General features: G+C 64.2%; 23 protein-coding genes and 1 tRNA gene. 12 read left to right on the top strand and 12 right to left on the bottom strand.

Annotation, left to right across the window (positions count from 1 at the left end):
• Nucleotides 1-6: 6 nt before the first annotated feature.
• Nucleotides 7-237 carry a HypC/HybG/HupF family hydrogenase formation chaperone gene (locus ACP5E6_RS03545; RefSeq protein ID WP_427951749.1) on the bottom strand — a complete coding sequence of 77 codons (231 nt, stop codon included), beginning with the start codon at nt 235-237 and terminating at the stop codon, nt 7-9.
• Between the two features lie 235 nt (nt 238-472).
• Between ACP5E6_RS03545 and ACP5E6_RS03540 the strand changes: the two genes are divergently transcribed.
• The 8 genes from ACP5E6_RS03540 (at nt 473) to soxZ (ending at nt 5,872) form a co-directional block, all read left to right on the top strand.
• Nucleotides 473-733: a PqqD family protein gene (locus tag ACP5E6_RS03540; RefSeq protein ID WP_427951746.1), complete on the top strand. Its 261-nt coding sequence runs from the start codon at nt 473-475 to the stop codon at nt 731-733.
• Entirely contained in the window at nt 730-1,707 is a 978-nt protein-coding gene (locus ACP5E6_RS03535; RefSeq protein WP_427951744.1) for a radical SAM protein, read from the top strand. The genes ACP5E6_RS03540 and ACP5E6_RS03535 overlap by 4 nt, the downstream gene beginning before the upstream one ends.
• A complete protein-coding gene (locus ACP5E6_RS03530) occupies nt 1,692-2,654 on the top strand; it encodes a prenyltransferase (protein WP_427951741.1) in 963 nt (320 codons plus the stop codon). The genes ACP5E6_RS03535 and ACP5E6_RS03530 overlap by 16 nt, the downstream gene beginning before the upstream one ends.
• Nucleotides 2,651-3,667, top strand: a complete 1,017-nt coding sequence (locus ACP5E6_RS03525; RefSeq protein WP_427951738.1) for a radical SAM protein — start codon at nt 2,651-2,653, stop codon at nt 3,665-3,667. Before ACP5E6_RS03530 ends, ACP5E6_RS03525 begins: the two co-directional genes overlap by 4 nt.
• Complete coding sequence (locus ACP5E6_RS03520) at nt 3,660-3,818, top strand: hypothetical protein (protein ID WP_427951735.1); 159 nt, start codon at nt 3,660-3,662, stop codon at nt 3,816-3,818. Before ACP5E6_RS03525 ends, ACP5E6_RS03520 begins: the two co-directional genes overlap by 8 nt.
• Before the next feature lie 17 nt (nt 3,819-3,835).
• Nucleotides 3,836-4,795, top strand: a complete 960-nt coding sequence (locus ACP5E6_RS03515) for a radical SAM protein (protein ID WP_427951732.1) — start codon at nt 3,836-3,838, stop codon at nt 4,793-4,795.
• Between the two features lie 258 nt (nt 4,796-5,053).
• On the top strand, nt 5,054-5,548 hold the full coding sequence (locus tag ACP5E6_RS03510) for a thiosulfate oxidation carrier protein SoxY (RefSeq protein WP_427951729.1): 495 nt from the start codon (nt 5,054-5,056) through the stop codon (nt 5,546-5,548).
• Nucleotides 5,549-5,560: 12 nt separating this feature from the next.
• Nucleotides 5,561-5,872 carry a thiosulfate oxidation carrier complex protein SoxZ gene (soxZ, locus tag ACP5E6_RS03505; protein WP_427951726.1) on the top strand — a complete coding sequence of 104 codons (312 nt, stop codon included), beginning with the start codon at nt 5,561-5,563 and terminating at the stop codon, nt 5,870-5,872.
• A gap of 72 nt (nt 5,873-5,944) precedes the next feature.
• Here soxZ and ACP5E6_RS03500 read toward each other — a convergent pair whose 3' ends face one another.
• Nucleotides 5,945-7,246, bottom strand: a complete 1,302-nt coding sequence (locus ACP5E6_RS03500; protein ID WP_427951723.1) for a D-alanyl-D-alanine carboxypeptidase family protein — start codon at nt 7,244-7,246, stop codon at nt 5,945-5,947.
• A 102-nt stretch (nt 7,247-7,348) separates the two neighbouring features.
• On the bottom strand, nt 7,349-7,558 hold the full coding sequence (locus ACP5E6_RS03495; protein WP_427951720.1) for a hypothetical protein: 210 nt from the start codon (nt 7,556-7,558) through the stop codon (nt 7,349-7,351).
• Nucleotides 7,559-7,695: 137 nt separating this feature from the next.
• Here ACP5E6_RS03495 and ACP5E6_RS03490 point away from each other — a divergent pair, with 137 nt between their 5' ends.
• From ACP5E6_RS03490 to ACP5E6_RS03475, 4 genes are all read left to right on the top strand, one after another.
• Complete coding sequence (locus ACP5E6_RS03490; RefSeq protein ID WP_427951717.1) at nt 7,696-8,229, top strand: phasin family protein; 534 nt, start codon at nt 7,696-7,698, stop codon at nt 8,227-8,229.
• Nucleotides 8,230-8,460: 231 nt separating this feature from the next.
• Nucleotides 8,461-8,781: an ATP-dependent Clp protease adapter ClpS gene (clpS, locus tag ACP5E6_RS03485; protein ID WP_427951714.1), complete on the top strand. Its 321-nt coding sequence runs from the start codon at nt 8,461-8,463 to the stop codon at nt 8,779-8,781.
• 409 nt (nt 8,782-9,190) lie between these two features.
• Complete coding sequence (locus ACP5E6_RS03480) at nt 9,191-9,397, top strand: cold-shock protein (RefSeq protein WP_029313577.1); 207 nt, start codon at nt 9,191-9,193, stop codon at nt 9,395-9,397.
• A gap of 104 nt (nt 9,398-9,501) precedes the next feature.
• A complete protein-coding gene (locus tag ACP5E6_RS03475) occupies nt 9,502-10,128 on the top strand; it encodes an SAM-dependent methyltransferase (RefSeq protein ID WP_427951710.1) in 627 nt (208 codons plus the stop codon).
• 22 nt (nt 10,129-10,150) lie between these two features.
• On the opposite strand, the gene ACP5E6_RS03470 is transcribed toward ACP5E6_RS03475, so the two are convergent.
• The 9 genes from ACP5E6_RS03470 to pckA form a co-directional block, all read right to left on the bottom strand.
• Nucleotides 10,151-10,777, bottom strand: coding sequence for a phosphoribosylanthranilate isomerase (locus ACP5E6_RS03470; protein WP_427951707.1), 627 nt, complete (start codon nt 10,775-10,777; stop codon nt 10,151-10,153).
• The gene (gene pyrF / locus ACP5E6_RS03465; RefSeq protein ID WP_427951704.1) at nt 10,777-11,472 is read right to left on the bottom strand and encodes an orotidine-5'-phosphate decarboxylase; all 696 of its coding nucleotides are present in this window, start codon (nt 11,470-11,472) and stop codon (nt 10,777-10,779) included. Before pyrF ends, ACP5E6_RS03470 begins: the two co-directional genes overlap by 1 nt.
• Nucleotides 11,473-11,480: 8 nt before the next feature.
• Complete coding sequence (locus ACP5E6_RS03460; protein ID WP_427951820.1) at nt 11,481-11,753, bottom strand: lipopolysaccharide assembly protein LapA domain-containing protein; 273 nt, start codon at nt 11,751-11,753, stop codon at nt 11,481-11,483.
• Nucleotides 11,754-11,791: 38 nt separating this feature from the next.
• Nucleotides 11,792-12,130, bottom strand: coding sequence for an integration host factor subunit beta (locus ACP5E6_RS03455; RefSeq protein WP_427951701.1), 339 nt, complete (start codon nt 12,128-12,130; stop codon nt 11,792-11,794).
• A 107-nt stretch (nt 12,131-12,237) separates the two neighbouring features.
• Nucleotides 12,238-12,876: a MarC family protein gene (locus ACP5E6_RS03450; protein WP_427951698.1), complete on the bottom strand. Its 639-nt coding sequence runs from the start codon at nt 12,874-12,876 to the stop codon at nt 12,238-12,240.
• Nucleotides 12,870-13,445 (bottom strand): molybdenum cofactor guanylyltransferase MobA, encoded by a 576-nt coding sequence (gene mobA, locus ACP5E6_RS03445; RefSeq protein WP_427951695.1) that lies wholly within the window; start codon nt 13,443-13,445, stop codon nt 12,870-12,872. Before mobA ends, ACP5E6_RS03450 begins: the two co-directional genes overlap by 7 nt.
• Nucleotides 13,446-13,611: 166 nt before the next feature.
• Nucleotides 13,612-13,687: transfer RNA gene (locus tag ACP5E6_RS03440), tRNA-His, on the bottom strand.
• Nucleotides 13,688-13,733: 46 nt separating this feature from the next.
• Entirely contained in the window at nt 13,734-14,777 is a 1,044-nt protein-coding gene (locus ACP5E6_RS03435) for an aspartate-semialdehyde dehydrogenase (protein WP_427951692.1), read from the bottom strand.
• 121 nt (nt 14,778-14,898) lie between these two features.
• Nucleotides 14,899-16,533 (bottom strand): phosphoenolpyruvate carboxykinase (ATP), encoded by a 1,635-nt coding sequence (gene pckA, locus ACP5E6_RS03430; RefSeq protein ID WP_427951689.1) that lies wholly within the window; start codon nt 16,531-16,533, stop codon nt 14,899-14,901.
• Between the last annotated feature and the right edge of the window lie 71 nt (nt 16,534-16,604).

Raw genomic sequence — 16,604 nt, 5'->3', positions numbered from 1 at the left:
GCCACCTCACGCCGCACCGGCAGCGACGATCTGATCAAGCAGATCCCACACCGTCCGGGCGTCCTGATGGGTCATTTTCTGCAAGGCATAACCGACGTGAACCATCACGTAATCCCCCACCGCGAGGTCCGTATCGGCAATCATGAACAGGCTGACATCACGCCGAACCCCCTGCGCCTCGCAGGTTGCGACGTAGCGATCGATCGCGACGATCTGCATCGGAATGCCAAGACACATGGTACGCTCCCCTTCTTGCCTCCCCGATCGCCGTTCCCGCCGCCGCGATGTCACGAGAGTGAGACATTCTGTGGCAGGATGACGTATCTTTCATTGATCTCGATCAATGCCATCACAACCGAACGGTCGTTATAGAGACCGGAGCGGACCCGAATGCGTCAGCAGCGTGTCGTCTGGACTTCGTCCGGGTCCGTGGTGCAGTATCATGGCGTTCGGCCGCATGAGGGGTAGATCGATGCAATTGGCAAAATATGTAAAATTCCGCGAGGAGCAGTTCGGCGGGGTTCTGTTCGAAACCCAGTCCGAAAAAGTCTTCACCTTGAATGCCGCCGCAGCGGCGGTCGTGCGCGAGCTGCCGGCGGGTGGCGATGCCGGTGCCATCGCGGCGCGGCTGAAGCAGCGCTATCAGGACCCGTCAAACACAATCGAGCACGACGTCGCCCTTCTGATCGACGATTTGCGCACCAAGGGTCTGATCGTCGAGGCCGCAGCATGACACCGGCCGCCGACGGCTCCCAGGCACCGGCGCCGTCGGCCTCGAGCGGGCTGCGCTCACCGCTCTACATGGCGTGGCAGATCACCAACGAGTGCAATCTCGCCTGTCTGCACTGCATCGAGGAGAGTGGACCAGGCAAGGCGTTCCCCGATGAATTGTCCGATGATCAGACCTTCGAGGTGTTGCGCCAGATCGTCGAGCTCGATGTGCCGTATTTGTCGTTCTCCGGCGGCGAGCCGATGCTGCACCCGCGATTTTTCGACATGGTCGACTATGTCTGTTCGCGCGGCGCCCAGCTCAAAATCGAAACCAACGCCCATTTCCTCGACCCGCAGGCCTGCGCCAGGCTGAAGACGCTGGGCGTGAAGGCGGTGCAGGTCAGCCTTGACGGGGCCTCCGAAGCCACATTCAACCGCATGCGCGTGCGGGGCGACTTCAACCGCGCGGTCGAGGGGGTCCGTAATCTCCGCGCCGCCGGCGTGCCGATCGAAATCAACTACAGTCCCAGCATGTTCAGCGCGCACGAGGTGGGGGCCGCGGTCGATCTGGCCTATGAACTCGGTGCCCAGAGCTTCTACTCCGGTCGCACCATGTACACCGGCAATGCGGTCAAAACCTGGCAGAAACTCACGCCTTCCGAGGCGCAGTATGCCGTCCTGTTCGACACGCTGCGCGCCAAGGCGCTCGAATACGCCGGACGCATGCGGGTTGATTTTCATGAAATGGGTCTGCTCGACGAATTGCGCTACCGGCTGCGCAACCCCGCAGCCCTTCTGATCGTGCTGCCGAACGGCTTGGTCAAGCTGATCAACGCGCTCCCCTTCACCTGCGGCGATCTGCGGACGCAATCGCTCGGCGAGGTATGGCAGAACTTCCAGCGCGCCTGGCAGGACCCCCGTGTCGCCGCCTTCGTCGACGATCTCGACCGTGACCCCGCCACAACCGCACAGCTGCACCGATGGATCGCACTCTGAACCCGCCCCACGCGCGCGCCGCGCGCACCGCATCGCCCGTCCTGGGGCGGCTGATCCGTGTGTTCAGCCTGGTGCGCTACCGGTTCTTTCTCTACGCCGGGCTGCTGCCCTACCTGCTGGGCGCCGCCTTCGCCTATCGGGCGACCGGCCATTTCGCCGCCGCGCTGTTCTGGAGCGGCCTGCTCGGCATCATTCTCGCCGTGATCGGCGTCGAGGCGTTCAACGAATATTTCGACGACCGGATGGGAACCGATCGGGTGTTCAACCCGCAGGACATCCCCCCGATGTCCGACCTCGTGCTCTGGACCGGTGTGGCCGGATTCGCCGGCGCGTTCGGATTCGGCATCTATCTCGCCCTGCACGCCGGCTGGCCGGTCCTGGTGTTCGCCGCACTCGGCGGAATGGCCGCGGTATTTTATGTCGCCCCGCCGATCCGCTGGGCCTATCGCGGCCTGGGTGAAACCATGATCGCGCTATCCTACGGACCGTGGATGGTGCTGGGCAGTCTTTATCTGCTCGCGCATCGCCTCACCGGCACCGCCTTCGCCGCCTCGTTGGTGCCCGGCCTTCTGATCATGGCGCTCGCAGTGGTCAATGCGATCCCCGACTTCCATCAGGATCGGCTGGTCGGCAAGCGCAATCTGGTGGTGCGGCTGGGCCGGCAGCGCGGCGTGTTCCTCTATCTCGGGCTGGCCAGCACCGGCCTGCTGATCGTGCCGCTGGGCGTCGTGCTGGGCTGGTTCCCGCCCGCCAGCCTCGCCGCGCTGCTGGCCTTGCCCTGGCTGGTCGCGAGCGCCCGCGCCGCGCGCACCACCTATAACACGCCACGGCTGTTCATTCCGGCGATCCGCGCGATCGTGACCTGCTACGCCGTCGCGGTCGGGCTGTTCACCCTCGCCATCGCCTTGACCGCGATCATCCAGGTCCTGATGGGAAACGGCGCATGAACCATCTCACGAAACCGGCCACCGGCAGCGTGGCGCACCACCTCACAACGCTGAGCGCGCCGCTCTTCATTTCTTGGCAGATCACACGCGACTGCGATCTCGCCTGCGTGCATTGCTGCACCGATTCGGCCCCCGGCCACGGGTTGACCGATGAATTCAGCAAAGCCGAAATGATGGATCTGGCGGCGCAGATCATCGATGCCGAGGTGCCCTATGTGATGCTGTGCGGCGGCGAGCCTTTGCGGGTGCCGTATTTCATCACCCTGGCCGAGCGTCTCGGCCATGCCGGGGTGCGGCTGAAGATCGAAACCAACGGCCAGTTGCTCGATCAACCGACCATCGACCGTCTCGCGGCCCTGCCGATCCGCTCGATCCAGATCAGCCTCGATGCCGATACCCAGGATGTCTACGGCCGCCAGCGTCCCGGCGCCTCGCTCGCCAAGGTCCACGCGGCCTGCCGCGCGGTGCGCGAGGCCGGCATGCCGCTCGAAGTGACCTTCGCGCCGACCCGTCTGAACATCCATCAACTCGATGCGGTCATGCGTCGTGCGGCCGCACTGGGCGCGTTCCGCTTCAATACTGGCAAGCTGATGCGGATCGGTCGCGCCGCACGCCTATGGTACAAAATCCACCCCGATGAAGCCGACGAGGTCAAATTCCGCGCCAAACTCGACAGTTACGCCTCAGGACTTGTGTCATCTGGTGTTGACACAAAAATGGAGATTTGTTACCTTCCTTTTACGGTAGCTGAAGGACTTGACCAAAATCGGAACTCACCCCCCGCAACGATGTTGATCATGCCCAATGGACTGGTGAAGATCGTCGGAGCCTCTGGTTATATTTGCAGTGACCTGCGCCGATCCAGTCTGCTGCATGCGTGGGACGAGTATCGTGCGGCCTGGCACGATCAGGCGGTGATCGACGATATCGATCGTTGCATCGCCGATGAGACTTTTCAGGCAAGGGCGAACAGCTGGATTTCAACATTGAACGGAGTCAATCAACATGCGTAACACGACCGAAACCGTGCAGGTCAAACCGGGATCGTCTGACGATACCATTCAGGGCCGCACCCAGGCGAACGAGTTGCCGATCTGGGTTTCGCCTCGCCTTGAGGACGTGTCCGAGCAGGTCATGGCTCAGCCCTACATTCGCTTCACCTGAGACCGGGACCAGCCATGATGAGCGGCCGCTCGCTTGATAATTATGCCTCGCCGCTCTTCCTTGCCTGGCAATTGACCAATGGCTGCGACGCCGGATGCCTCGCCTGCTGCGAGGAATCCGGCGTTGGCCATGCCTGGCACGACGAACTCACCCGCGATCAGGCGCTCGACATCACGCGTCAAATCGTCAAAGCCGGAATTCCCTATGTCGCCTTTGGCGGTGGTGAGCCGCTCAGCGTCCCCCATTGCTGGGACGTGTTCACAATGCTGGCCGACGCCGGCATCGCGATCAAACTGGAAACCAACGGCAGCCTGATCGACGACGCGGCAGCAACCCGCATCAGCGATCTCGGAATCGACTGCGTCCAGATCTCGGTCGACGGCGCTACCGCCGCAACCCACGAGCGCATGCGGCCCGGCGCCCGCTTCACCGATGCGATCGCTGCGATCGATCGTCTCGTCGCCCGCGGCACCGCCCCTCAATTCGTGTTCGTCCCCACCAGGCTGAACCTCCACGACCTGATCCCCGCCTTCGATCTGGCGGTCGCGCACGGGTGCAGCGCCTTCGTCACCGGCCCGCTGATGCGCCTCGGGCGCGCCGCCGCGAACTGGGACGCGCTCGCCTGCGACGAACCGTCCTGGCAAGCCGCCGTCACCGCCCTGCGCAACCACGCGGCCGCCACCAACGCGCCGATCACCCTCTCGATCTACCCGTGGGACATCGTAACCGAATTGCAAACCCGGTGGGACAGTCCCCAGGCCATGATGCTGGTGGTGCCGAACGGTAAAATCAAACTGCTCAACGCCCTGCCCTTCGCACCGGCCGATCTGAAGCATGACGATATCCAGACCGCCTGGAACGCCTACCGCCAGGCCTGGCGCACCCAGACCGTGCATGATTTCATCCTGCGCTGCCGCACCGAACCCCAGCTGCTCCGCCATGCCAACGAAACCTGGCCGATGAGCGCGAGCGCCTGACCCTCCGTCGTGCCGCCCGCGATCTCGCCATCTTCGCCCGCGATCGAAACGAATTGCCCTCACACGGATCATCGTCCATAATAAAATCACCGTTCGGGTGGCACCATCGTCGCACACATGGTCCGCCAGGCCGGTTCAATAACAACACATAAAAAATCCAAATTTGCGCCTGATGCGCAAGGGAGAGGAAAACCAATGTCGACCACCATCAACGCGCTGGCCGCCATCGGCCCGATCGACGCCGGGCGGGTCTGAGCCGTGACAACCCCGCAATCCCCCGGTCCGAACCGCCGTCAGGTCCTGAGCGCCGCCGCAGTCGGTGCCGCCGCGCTCCTCGCCCCGCAATCGGCCAGCGCCGCCCCGACCGTGGCGCCACCGACCACGGCACTGTATCCCGAAGCGGCGTTTCAGCGGCGCAGCGAGAGCGGCACATTAACCTCGCTCTACGGGGTCGCCACCGCGCCCCGATCGTCCGAAGTCAGAATAACGGCGCCGGAAATCGTGGTGAACGGCGCCGAAGTGCCAGTCGCGGTCGATGCCAACCTGCCCGACGTCACAAGCGTCGCCGTGCTCGCCTTACTCAACCCCTACACGCTGGCATGCGCCTACCAGGTCCCACCCGGCACCGGACCGGCCATTTCAAGCCGGATCAAGCTCGCGCAGTCAACCTCGGTGGTCACCGTGGTCCGGTCGCGCGGCGCGCTCGCGCGTGCCGCACAGAATGTCAAAGTCACCCTCGGCGGGTGCGGTTGAAAGACATCATCCATGACACATCAAATCCTGGTCCACGCGACAACATCGGGCGGCATCACGACGGTCGAGGCCCTGGTCAAGCACCCGATGGATTCCGGCTTCCTCGCGGACAAAAACAACAAGCCGATTCCCGCCCATTACATCAAGGTCATCGAATTCACCCATAACGGGCGGGTGGTGCTCACCGGCTTCTGGGGGGCGGCGGTCGCAAAGAACCCCTTCATCAAATTCACGTTCGAAGGCGGCGCTACCGGCGATCACATCGGCGTCGGCTGGATCGACAACAAGGGCGAAACCGCCACGGTGTCCTCAAACATCATGTGAAACGCGCGCTCTTATCCGCACCCAGTCGGGGCGCAACGCCCTCTCGCTCGTTACCCGATCCGGCGTGACCCTTCAGCGCATCGCCAGATTTTCCTGCCGCGGCGCGATCAGAAAACACGATTGATGGTGGCGGGCGAGCAGCGAACACGTGGCATGAGCGGCGGCCTCATTGAGCCCGGCCAGCTGCGCGCGCCAGATGCGACGATGACGGATCAACACGCTGCTGACGCGGGCGGTGCCGACATGACGCTCGCCGCGGATCATGAGCGCCTGGCGTTTCGCGAGCGCATAGCTGTCATATGCGCCGATCTGCGCGGTCCAGCCCGGAACCATGTCCTGGGTCACGTGGCCCGCATGCATCACGAGATGGCGAATGACAACATGGTGCCGGTCCACCGTGACCAGAACGCGCCGCGCCACCGGCTGCGCGCGGGGCGCCGCCGCATCGGCGGTCGGCACGATCGAGGGCAGAGCCTTATCCATCGCGATCATCGGGCCCGCGCCCGCCCCTTCGGCGGCGAATCCCTGGTTCAACAAATGCGCCATCGTGCTGTAGGCCGTGCTCCAGTTCCGCGCGTGAAGCTCGACACCGATGAGTATATGGCCGTCGCGCACCGCGGCGGTAACGAGGTTGAAGCGGGCAAGGTTGGTGAAACCGGTCTTCATGCCGATGGCGCCGGGATAGAGTTTCAGCATGCCATCGATATTCGGGATCGGCCGCCCTTCGAACATGAAGCTCGAAACCGAAAACAGGTAGCGGTATTGCGGATAGGTGAGCAGAATATGACGGGCCAGGATCGCCATATCATACGCATCGGTCACCTGACCGGGGTTCGGCAGGCCGGACGGGTTATAGAATTGCGTGTGCAGCATGCCGAGCGCGTGGGCGCGCGCGGTCATGGCGGCAGCAACCCGGGAGATACTGCCCCCGCCCAGATATTGCCCCAGCGCGGTCGCGGCATCATTCGCCGACAGGGTCGTCATGCCCAGCATCGCCTGCCGGACGGTAATGGTCTGGCCGGGCACCAGATTGAGTTTCACCGGCTGCACATCGGCCGCGGCGGCGGTGACCGGAATCGCGGTATCGGTCGAGATCCGGCCGGCGCGCAAGGCATGAAACGCCAGATCGAGCGTCATCAGCTTGGTCAGACTAGCGGGAAACCGTTCCGTGTAAGGGTTGTTCTGCGAGAGGACCCGACCGGTCGTCGCATCCATCACGATCCAGTCGGTGCCGGGCGAGACGGGACCGTACCCAACCGGAAACGCCTGCGCGAGCGGGATCGTCCGCGCCATGACCATGCCAAGACCGATCGCGACCGCCAAAGCGCGCCGTGCCTTCGATGCGCCCCAGACATGCAACGCCTTACCCAACATCCGACAAACTCCCGCCCGTGAACAATCCCTGCGAAACAGGTAGGATGAAACCGCGATACCTGTCCAGCCAAAATCTGCAGAATTAATAAAAAACCCAATGGGTTAACGAATGATGTTCGCAGCAGAAAAAATTTTTTGCCCCCGATGCTTGCGCGTTGTCCCGCCAGCACCCGCCGGTTCCGTCACGCGGCCGGCCGGAATCACGCGCAAAGTTGAATGTTGCGGCGCACAAAAATTATTGACAGCGCGGTTCGGACTGGCGTAGAAGACGGATGCTGCACTGCGGTATGGATCAGTGCGGTTGAGCGCCATAACCGATCCGGCGACCAGGACCGGTGGATGGCGATTGGATTTGGGCGGTCGTGTTGATGTCTCGACCACGGACGCCCCACCGGCGGATCTGCTCTGGGTTCGTCGGACTCGCAACCGATGGAAAAGGATACACGACAATGAGCGGCAAAATGAAATCAAGCGAGACGGTTCGCCCGGTTGCTCCCGACGCGTTGACCGACAGCAAGGCGCAAGTCGCCGCAGGGTTCGAAAAAACCCTGTCTTCAATGAAGGACGGCATGGAAAACGCAGCAAAAGGCTTTGAGGCCCAACAGACGAAAATGAAGGAAAGCATGGCAAAGGCGATGAAAACGACCGAAGACATGGTTGCATTCACCCAAGGCAATCTGGAGGCCTTCATGAAGGCGAGCCAGATCTTCGCGACCGGCCTCCAGGGCCTGTCCAAGCACATCGCCAGCAGCACGCAGGCCTCGGTCGAAGAGACCGTCGCCATGACGAAGGCGATCGCCGGCGTCAAATCGGTCAAGGAAGCGGTCGATCTGCAATCGGGTTTCGCCCGGTCGATGATGGAGAAGGCCGTGGCCGAGACCAGCAAACTGACCGACGCGTCGATGAAACTGACCGAGCAGGCAATTGCGCCGCTGACCGCGCGCATGACCCTCGCCGTCGAGAAATTCGGCGCGGCGCTCTGATCCGGATGCGACGGCAGCACAGAAGCGTGTTGGCTCGCGTATAACGATCTTACCATGGGCGGACCGATCAGGTCCGCCCATTTTGCTTAGGATGATTTTTTATCGTGATTTATTTAGAGGGTCTTAATTTTTCTGAGCAACTGTGGTTTGAGGTTTTTGCCCGCAATGACGTGGGCCTCGTTCGATCGGATCACGCTATCCCGCCACATCAAGCAATGGGAATGGAACCTGATGAGTGATTTCAGACGCAATCTCGGCAACGACGATGGCATCGCAGCCGAAACCCGGATCACCCCGCAGAGGCCGCCGCTCTACAAGGTCCTGATGCTCAACGACGATTATACCCCGATGGATTTCGTTGTGCATGCGCTGGAGCGTTTCTTCGCCAAAAGCCCTGACGAAGCCGCCCGGATCACCGTGAACATCCACCGCCGCGGCAGCGGACTCTGCGGCGTGTTCACCTATGACATCGCCGAAACCAAGATGATCCAGGTGACCGATCTGGCCCGCCAGAACCAGCACCCGCTGCAATGTTCGATCGAAAAAACATAGAGCTAGCGCGTTACGCTGAAAGCATAACGCTCTAGGCCCGCCCGACCATCACGCGCCCCTGGTGCCAGGACACCCGCCGCCGACCTGATGGTTCCACCCGGTCGAACATGACGCGGGCATCCCCCGCCCCTTGCCCATCCGCCGCTGTCCCGTAATCGAGTTTGGCCGGTCCTGATCCAGCTCCTCGCTCCGGCCATGCATCAGGCCGGCCGATATGCTCAGCGGGCACTGGTCATCGGCCGCAAGATGGACTAAGACACTTTTACGGCGCTTTTTTTCGGTCCGGGTTGCTGCGTGCTTTCGTGCGATGTTTGCTTAACACTCTCGCATACGACACCTTCCCACGTTGAAGAGTTTCCTGGCTCACACAGTGTGAGTCGCCGTTCGTTGGTTTAGTTGGAGAGTTGTTATGTCGACAGGTACGGTTAAGTGGTTCAATGCGACCAAGGGCTACGGTTTCATTCAGCCCGATGATGGTTCGAAAGATGTGTTCGTACATATTTCGGCCGTTGAACGCTCGGGTCTCGGTCGTTTGAACGAGGGCCAGAAGGTCCAGTACGAAGTTCAGCGCGGCCAGCAGGGCAAGATGTCCGCTGAGAACCTCAAGGCCGCCTAATCCGGTCCGAAGGTATTGAAAAAGCGTCGCCTCGTGCGACGCTTTTTTTTTGCGTGATCCAAGCCGCCCGCGCGGTGCCGGATCGACCATCGACAGGAGCCCGAATGTCCGAAGCCACGCGTGAAGCCCGCTGGGAATCCCGTTTCGCCGCCACCGAGGATTATGTTTTCGGCACCGCCCCCAACGCGTTCCTCGCGGCTCAGGCGCATCGGATCGCGCCCGGCGGCCGCGTCCTGTCGGTCGCCGACGGCGAAGGACGCAACGGCGTCTTCCTGGCCGGTCTCGGCCTCGACGTTCATACCGTGGAAGTCGCCCCCGCGGCGATCGCCAAGGCCCGGCGTCTGGCCATCCAGCGCGGGGTCAATGTGCAGTTCGAGCAGGCCAATCTGCTGCACTGGGCCTGGCCGGAGGCCGCCTACGATGCCGTCGTCGCCATTTTCGTGCAATTCGTCACCGCAGACGAGCGCCCGGCGTTCTTCGCCCATCTGATCCGCGCCCTGAAACCCGGCGGGGTTCTGCTGCTGCAAGGCTATCGGCCGGAACAGCTCAACTACCGCACCGGCGGCCCGAGCGAGGCGTCGCAATGCTACACCGAGGCGATGCTGCTCGCCGCCTTCGCCGCGCTCCGGATCGAAAGCCTGCACTGCCACGACGCCATCGTTCACGAGGGCGCCGGCCACGCCGGCATGTCCGCCCTGATCGATCTGGTGGCCTACCGCCCCCCTGCCTGACCCGACCGGCGCGGGCGCCGCATCACGCCGGCACGTCCCCTCGCGCCGCCCGCACGAAGCTTTGGATCAGCGCGGCGGATTTCCGCCCCGGCATCGTCTCGACCCCTGACGACACATCGACCGCGCGGGCGTTGCTCGCCGAAACGGCCGCCGCGACGTTATCGGGTGTCAGCCCGCCTGCCAGCAGCCATGGTGCTGGTGCGGTCCATTGCCTCATCATGGTCCAATCGAAGGAAACGGCATTGCCCCCGGGCCGATCGGCGCCGACGGGCGGCTTGGCCTCAATGATGAACCCGTCCAGCCCTTCATCGTCATGCGGCAGATCGGCCGGGGTGGCGACTCCCACGGCGCGCCACACCGGCAGGCCGAACCGGGTGCGCAACGCCCGGCAGGTGGCGGCGTCGGCGTAGAGTTGCAGAATATCCAGCGTCACTTCAGCGAGTGTGGCCGCGATCATGGCCTCGGTCGGCGCGACGAACAGCCCGACCCGCCGTACCGGGCCGTCGGCTTGGAACGATGCGGCATGTGCTGCGGCAACATAGCGTGGCGAGCGCGGAAAAAAATTAAACCCGACCCAATCCGCCCCGGCCTCTACCGCCGCGCGGTAGGTGCTGGCGCTGTTGATGCCACAAATCTTGACCCGCACCATCACAGTATCGATGCCGCGATGGCCGCAGCGGCGGCGGCCGGATCGTCGGCCCGGGTGATCGGCCGGCCAACCACGATGTAACTCGCCCCCGCGGCAACGGCAGCCTCGGGGGTTGCCACCCTTGCCTGGTCGCCATGATCAGCACCCTCGGGGCGGATTCCCGGCACAACGAGCACCGGCGCGGCGCCGAACGCATCGCGCAGCATCGCGATTTCGCCGGTACTGCACACCAGCCCATCCGCCCCGGCCTCGAGCGCGAGGCGCGCCAGTCGCAACACCTGCTGGCGTGGCCCGCCAGCGACGCCGATCTGCGATAATGTGGCGGCGGAAAGACTGGTCAGAACCGTCACCGCGAGCAGCAGGGGGCGTGTCGCGCCGGCGGGTTCCACGGCCTCACGCGCCGCCGCAATCATCGCCGCGCCACCCGCGGCGTGGAGGGTGAGCATCGCCGGCCGGTGCACCAGCAACGCCCGCACCGCGCCGGCCACCGTGTTCGGAATATCGTGCAATTTCACATCGAGAAACACCGGATGCGCGCCGGCGACGCCAAACGCCGCCGGGCCGAGCGCGCTGAACACCTCAAGACCCAGTTTCACCAGCCCGCATGACGGCCCCACCGCCGCGACCAGTTCGCGCGCCCGCACCGGATCAGGCGTATCGATCGCCACGATCAGGCGTTTGGCCGGCAACCCCATCGCCGGCGTCAGCGCGCCGGCGGCAGCATCAACGGCGCGGGGTCGGATGCGGACGGTGCCGTCGCCTGAGCGGCCCGCAACGCCGCCACCTGCTTTTCCGCCGTCCGCGCCCGGCGATGCGCCCGAATGCGATGCGGCACCAGCAGCACCATGCCGATCAGAACGCCCAGGGCAAACGCCACCAGCACGATCGCGCCCAACGGGGCCGCGCCCAGCGTGCCGAACGGCCAGAACCCCACCACCGCGTCGGCCCGGTTCGACAGCAGAAACACCACGAGCACCAACAGCGCGAGCAGGGCGAGCAGATAACGAAGAATTTTCAGCGCTTTGTCCCCTTCCGCTTCGGCGTGACGGTTTCAGCGACATCCGTCGTCGCCATGCCGGCGTTGATCATTTCGCGCAACTCCCGCCCGGCGCGAAAGAACGGCACGGTCTTTTCCGTCACATCGACCGCCTCTCCCGTGCGGGGATTGCGCCCCGCGCGCGCCTGCCGGCGCTTGACCGAGAACGCGCCGAAACCACGCAACTCAACCCGGTCGCCCCGCGCCAGAGTCGCGGTCATCTCGTCGAACATGGCGGAAACGATGCGCTCCACATCCGCCGATGTCAGATGTGGATGATCAGCCGCCAGCGCGGCGATCAATTCGGACTTCGTCATCATCCGCCTCCCTTTTGCGTGACGGTGCCAGAGAGATGTGTCCCGGTCAACCGGATTTCAAATAGATTATTGAAAACAAGCAAGTTTTTCAATCTTCCCGCGCAATCTCAGCCCAGATGCAACGCGGTCTGCAACCCCTCCAGAATGAACTGCGCCGCCAAAGCGGCCACCAGAATGCCGAGCACCCGCCCCACCACGCTCGCCCCGGTCGCCCCCATCAGCCGCGCGAGCGTCCGCGCCGCCAGCATCGCCCCCAAAGTCGCCCCGATCAGGACCGCCAAACCAAGGCTGATCGCCAGAATCGCCCCCGGCGACCCGTTCGCCCTGGCATGCAGCAGCACCATCGTGGTCATCGCCCCCGGCCCCGCAATCAACGGAATCGCCAGCGGAAACACGCTGATATCCTCGGTCGTGTTGCTCGCCGCCGCCTTCTCCTGGTCGCTCGCGCGCAATTCGCCCTTCGCCGTCACCATATCCTTGGCCGATAAAAACAGCAGCGTCCCGCCGGCAATCTGAAGCGCCGGAATCCCGATTCCCAACAGCCGCAACAATTTCTCGCCCGCCAGGCCAAAGATCAGCAGCACGACGAAACTGATGATCGAAGCCCGCTGGGCGATGCCGCGCCGCTTCGCCGCATCGTCATGCGTCGTCAGCCCCGCAAACAGGATCGCCGTGCCCACCGGATCGATGATCACGAACAACGCAACGACGGCATAAAGAAATTCGCCGGTAAACTGCGTCAGCATGCGACACCCGCCGCCGCCGCCAGATCCGCCGGCGTGTTGATATTCACGAACGGATCGCCCGCCGCCTCGAATCGCACCACCCTCTGCCCCAGACCCCGCGCGAAATCCGATACCCGGTACGGCCCGTCACCCCGCAGAAACGCCGCGAGTGCGTCCGCCGCCACGACCGGCCATACCGCCACCAAATGATGCAACCGCTCGCCATAGGCCGCCACCGCGGGCGCCGCCCCCAGCCGCGCCACAACGTCGCGCGGCACGAACGGCGTGTCCACCGGCACGCTCACGACCGCCTCGCCCCCCAACGCCGCCGCCCATCGCATCCCCGCCAGCACACCGGCCAACGGCCCCTTGCCGGCATGCGCGCCATCCGCCACCACCGCCACGCCCAATCCGCTGAACCGCGCCCCATCCCCCGCAACACTCACGGCCAACGCACCCACCTGCCCACCCAGCCGATCCACCACATGCGCAACCAACGGCCGCCCGGCCAGGGTGACGAACGCCTTGTCCACCCCCCCCAATCGCCGTCCACCGCCACCGGCCAGGATAATGCCGAACGTCGCGGTCACGACAAATCCACCGGCGCGCCGATCGGGCGCGATCCACCATGAGCCGCCGACGCACCCGACCAGGCCCGCCGCCGCTTTATTCCGGTCACTTCATGATATTTCCAGGCGGGCATCGCCCCAGCAACGGCGACGATCCAGCCCTTCCCCCGATTCAACGAGGGAGACATGGGGCGAACGATGGGTTTCGAACCCACGACATCCAAGACCACAACCTGGCGCTCTACCAACTGAGCTACGTCCGCCACCGGGGTGGGGTTTAGGCCGACATCGGCGTGGTCGTCAATTCCATCATGCCGCTTTCCGGTCCATCAGGCCGCGCGCGATCATGGTCTCAGCGATCTGCACGGCATTGAGGGCCGCGCCCTTGCGCAAATTATCGGCGACGCACCAAAACGCCAGCCCATGCGGCACGGTGCTGTCCACCCGCAGGCGCGACACATAGACCGCGTCTTCACCCTGGGATTCGAACGGCGTGATGTAGCCGCCGTCATCGCGCTCATCGAACACGATAATGCCGGGAAAATGCCGCAGCGCCGCGCGCGCCTTTTCGAGCGGCGCCGGATTGGCGAACTCCACATGCACGGCCTCGGCATGACCGATGAACACCGGCACCCGCACGCAGGTCGCCATCACCGCGATATCAGGGTCGAGAATCTTGCGCGTCTCCACCGCCATCTTCCACTCCTCCTTGGTCGCGCCATCGGCCATGAAGCGGTCGATATGCGGGATCACGTTGAAGGCGATCGGCTTGGTGAAAATTTCGGGCTTGCCGTAATCATTGACATAGGTGGCCTTGGTCGAGCGTTCGAGCTCATCCATGCCTTCCTTGCCGGCCCCCGACACCGATTGATAGGTCGAGACCACAACGCGCCTGACGGTGAATTTGTCATGCAACGGTTTGAGCGCCACCACCATCTGGATCGTCGAGCAATTCGGATTGGCGATGATCCGGCGCCAATCCGGGCGCGCGGCGAATTTATCGAGCACCTGCGGGTTCACCTCCGGCACCACCAGCGGCACATCCGGGTCCATCCGGAACTGGCTGGTGTTGTCGATCACGATGCACCCGGCATCCCCCGCGCGCGGCGCATGAATCGCCGAAACCTCAGCCCCCGGCGAAAAGAACCCGAAATCGGTGCCGTGAAAATCATAGGTCTCCAGATTGCGCACGGTCAGCACCCGGTCCTCGCCGAAACTCACCTGCTGTCCCGCCGAACGCGGCGAGGCAAGGGCGACCACGTCCGAAATCGGAAACGCCCGCTCCGCCAGAGTCTTGAGCATCTCGCGCCCGACCGCACCGGTGGCGCCAACAACCGCGACCTTGAAAGCCATATCCCCGATCCCCAATCCGACAAATCAGCCTGTCAGGTAGCTTTCCCGCAGGGTCCACGCAAGCATATTGCGCGCATGGGCGCATCGCCCCGGCTGATGACGTCGCGCAACGGCGGGAGCATCACGCCGCCGAGCGAATGGCGCCAGCGCGGATCGCGGGATCGACGGCATCGGCAAACCGCGCGAAATTGGCTTCGAACCGGCGGATCAGCTCGGCGGCCTGCCGGTCGTAGGCAACCGGATCAACCCAGGCCGCGCGCGGGTCGAGCAGATCATCCGGCACGCCGGGTACGGCCACGGGGATCATCAAGCCGAACGCGGCATCGGTGCGAAAACGGGCGTGATCGAGGGCGCCGGAGAGCGCCGCGTGCAACAGCGCGCGGGTATGGGCAATCGGCATCCGCCGTCCCGCGCCATACGCGCCGCCCGACCATCCGGTATTGACCAGCCAGCAGGAAACCCCGTGTTCGGCGATGAGCCGGGCGAGCAGCGCCCCATAGAGTCGCGGCTCGCGCGGCAGGAACGGCGCACCGAAACAGGTGGAAAACGTCGCCTGCGGCGCGCGGCCCAATCCGGTTTCGGTCCCGGCGACCTTGGCGGTGTAACCAGACAGAAAATGATACATCGCCTGCGCCGGCGTCAACCGCGCGAGCGGCGGCAGCACGCCGAACGCATCGGCCGTCAGCATGACGACATGCCGCGGCTGACCCCCCCGCCCCGAGGCTTCCACATGGGGGATGAAATCGATCGGATAGCAGGCGCGGGTATTTTCGGTCAGCGTGCGATCCGCGAGATCGACCACGCCGCGCGGGTCCGCCACCACATTCTCGAGCACGGTGCCGAAGCGGTGCGCGGCGGCATAGATCTCGGGTTCCGCCCCGGCTTCGAGGTCGATCACCTTGGCGTAGCAGCCGCCTTCGAAGTTGAAAACGCCGTTCGGTCCCCAACCGTGCTCGTCATCGCCGATCAGGCGGCGTTCCGGATCGGACGACAGCGTGGTCTTGCCGGTGCCGGACAGGCCGAAAAACAGCGCCACGTCGCCATCCCCACCGATATTGGCGCTGCAATGCATCGGCAGCACGCCGCGTTCGGGCAGCAACCAGTTCATCACGGTGAAGATCGATTTCTTGATTTCACCGGCATAATGCGTGCCGGCGATCACGATGCGCCGCTCCGCGAACGACAGGGCGATCGCCGTGCGCGACGCCACCCCATCGATCGCCGGATCGGCCTCGAAATCGGGCGCGTGCAAAATCACGTAATCGGGCTCGAACCCCGCGAGTTCGGTGGCGGACGGGCGGATGAACATATTGCGCGCGAACAGCGCCTGCCAGGCGTTGGTGGTGATCAGGCGCAGGCGGATGCGGCAGTCCGGATCGGCCCCGGCGAACAGATCCTGGCTGTAGAGCTCGCGATCCTGCAAATAGGCCTGGACCCGGCCCTTGAGGGTCGCGAAATGCGGCGCCGATAATTTCTGATTGACCTTGCCCCACCACACATCGCGCGTCGTGGCGGGTTCATCGACCACGAATTTATCGCCGGCCGACCGTCCGGTGTGGAGCCCGGTCTGCACGATCAACGCGCCATCCGCCGACAACCGCCCCTCCCCGCGGCGGATCGCATGGGTAACCAGGGCCGGCGCCGTGAGGTTGGCGTGCAGCGCCGTCACCCGGCCGATCCCGGCGCAGGCCAGAAACGCCGCATTATGAACGGTCTGATCAAGGATGGCGGCGCCCGCCGGTAGCGCTGCGGTCACGTCAGGCCTCCTTCACGATAAACGCGGGCACGATAAACGCGGGCACGATAAACGCGGGCACGATGAACGCG

It is taken from the genome of Acidiphilium sp., from assembly GCF_049977125.1.
Classification (GTDB): domain Bacteria; phylum Pseudomonadota; class Alphaproteobacteria; order Acetobacterales; family Acetobacteraceae; genus Acidiphilium.
The sequence above is the reverse complement of the archived record's forward strand: the minus strand, read 5'-3'. Positions and strand labels throughout refer to the sequence as shown.

Coding starts and splice junctions, on each gene's coding strand:
- ACP5E6_RS03520 (WP_427951735.1), top strand. CDS start 3,660: ATGCGTAACACGACCGAAACCGTGCAGGTCAAACCGGGATCGTCTGAC.
- ACP5E6_RS03535 (WP_427951744.1), top strand. CDS start 730: ATGACACCGGCCGCCGACGGCTCCCAGGCACCGGCGCCGTCGGCCTCG.
- ACP5E6_RS03515 (WP_427951732.1), top strand. CDS start 3,836: ATGAGCGGCCGCTCGCTTGATAATTATGCCTCGCCGCTCTTCCTTGCC.
- ACP5E6_RS03450 (WP_427951698.1), bottom strand. CDS start 12,876: ATGCTGACGCAGTTTACCGGCGAATTTCTTTATGCCGTCGTTGCGTTG.
- ACP5E6_RS03475 (WP_427951710.1), top strand. CDS start 9,502: ATGTCCGAAGCCACGCGTGAAGCCCGCTGGGAATCCCGTTTCGCCGCC.
- ACP5E6_RS03500 (WP_427951723.1), bottom strand. CDS start 7,246: ATGTTGGGTAAGGCGTTGCATGTCTGGGGCGCATCGAAGGCACGGCGC.
- soxZ (WP_427951726.1), top strand. CDS start 5,561: ATGACACATCAAATCCTGGTCCACGCGACAACATCGGGCGGCATCACG.
- ACP5E6_RS03480 (WP_029313577.1), top strand. CDS start 9,191: ATGTCGACAGGTACGGTTAAGTGGTTCAATGCGACCAAGGGCTACGGT.
- pyrF (WP_427951704.1), bottom strand. CDS start 11,472: ATGGGGTTGCCGGCCAAACGCCTGATCGTGGCGATCGATACGCCTGAT.
- ACP5E6_RS03470 (WP_427951707.1), bottom strand. CDS start 10,777: ATGGTGCGGGTCAAGATTTGTGGCATCAACAGCGCCAGCACCTACCGC.
- ACP5E6_RS03540 (WP_427951746.1), top strand. CDS start 473: ATGCAATTGGCAAAATATGTAAAATTCCGCGAGGAGCAGTTCGGCGGG.
- clpS (WP_427951714.1), top strand. CDS start 8,461: ATGAGTGATTTCAGACGCAATCTCGGCAACGACGATGGCATCGCAGCC.
- ACP5E6_RS03530 (WP_427951741.1), top strand. CDS start 1,692: ATGGATCGCACTCTGAACCCGCCCCACGCGCGCGCCGCGCGCACCGCA.
- ACP5E6_RS03545 (WP_427951749.1), bottom strand. CDS start 237: ATGTGTCTTGGCATTCCGATGCAGATCGTCGCGATCGATCGCTACGTC.
- ACP5E6_RS03495 (WP_427951720.1), bottom strand. CDS start 7,558: ATGGCGCTCAACCGCACTGATCCATACCGCAGTGCAGCATCCGTCTTC.
- ACP5E6_RS03525 (WP_427951738.1), top strand. CDS start 2,651: ATGAACCATCTCACGAAACCGGCCACCGGCAGCGTGGCGCACCACCTC.
- ACP5E6_RS03435 (WP_427951692.1), bottom strand. CDS start 14,777: ATGGCTTTCAAGGTCGCGGTTGTTGGCGCCACCGGTGCGGTCGGGCGC.
- ACP5E6_RS03490 (WP_427951717.1), top strand. CDS start 7,696: ATGAGCGGCAAAATGAAATCAAGCGAGACGGTTCGCCCGGTTGCTCCC.
- ACP5E6_RS03455 (WP_427951701.1), bottom strand. CDS start 12,130: ATGACGAAGTCCGAATTGATCGCCGCGCTGGCGGCTGATCATCCACAT.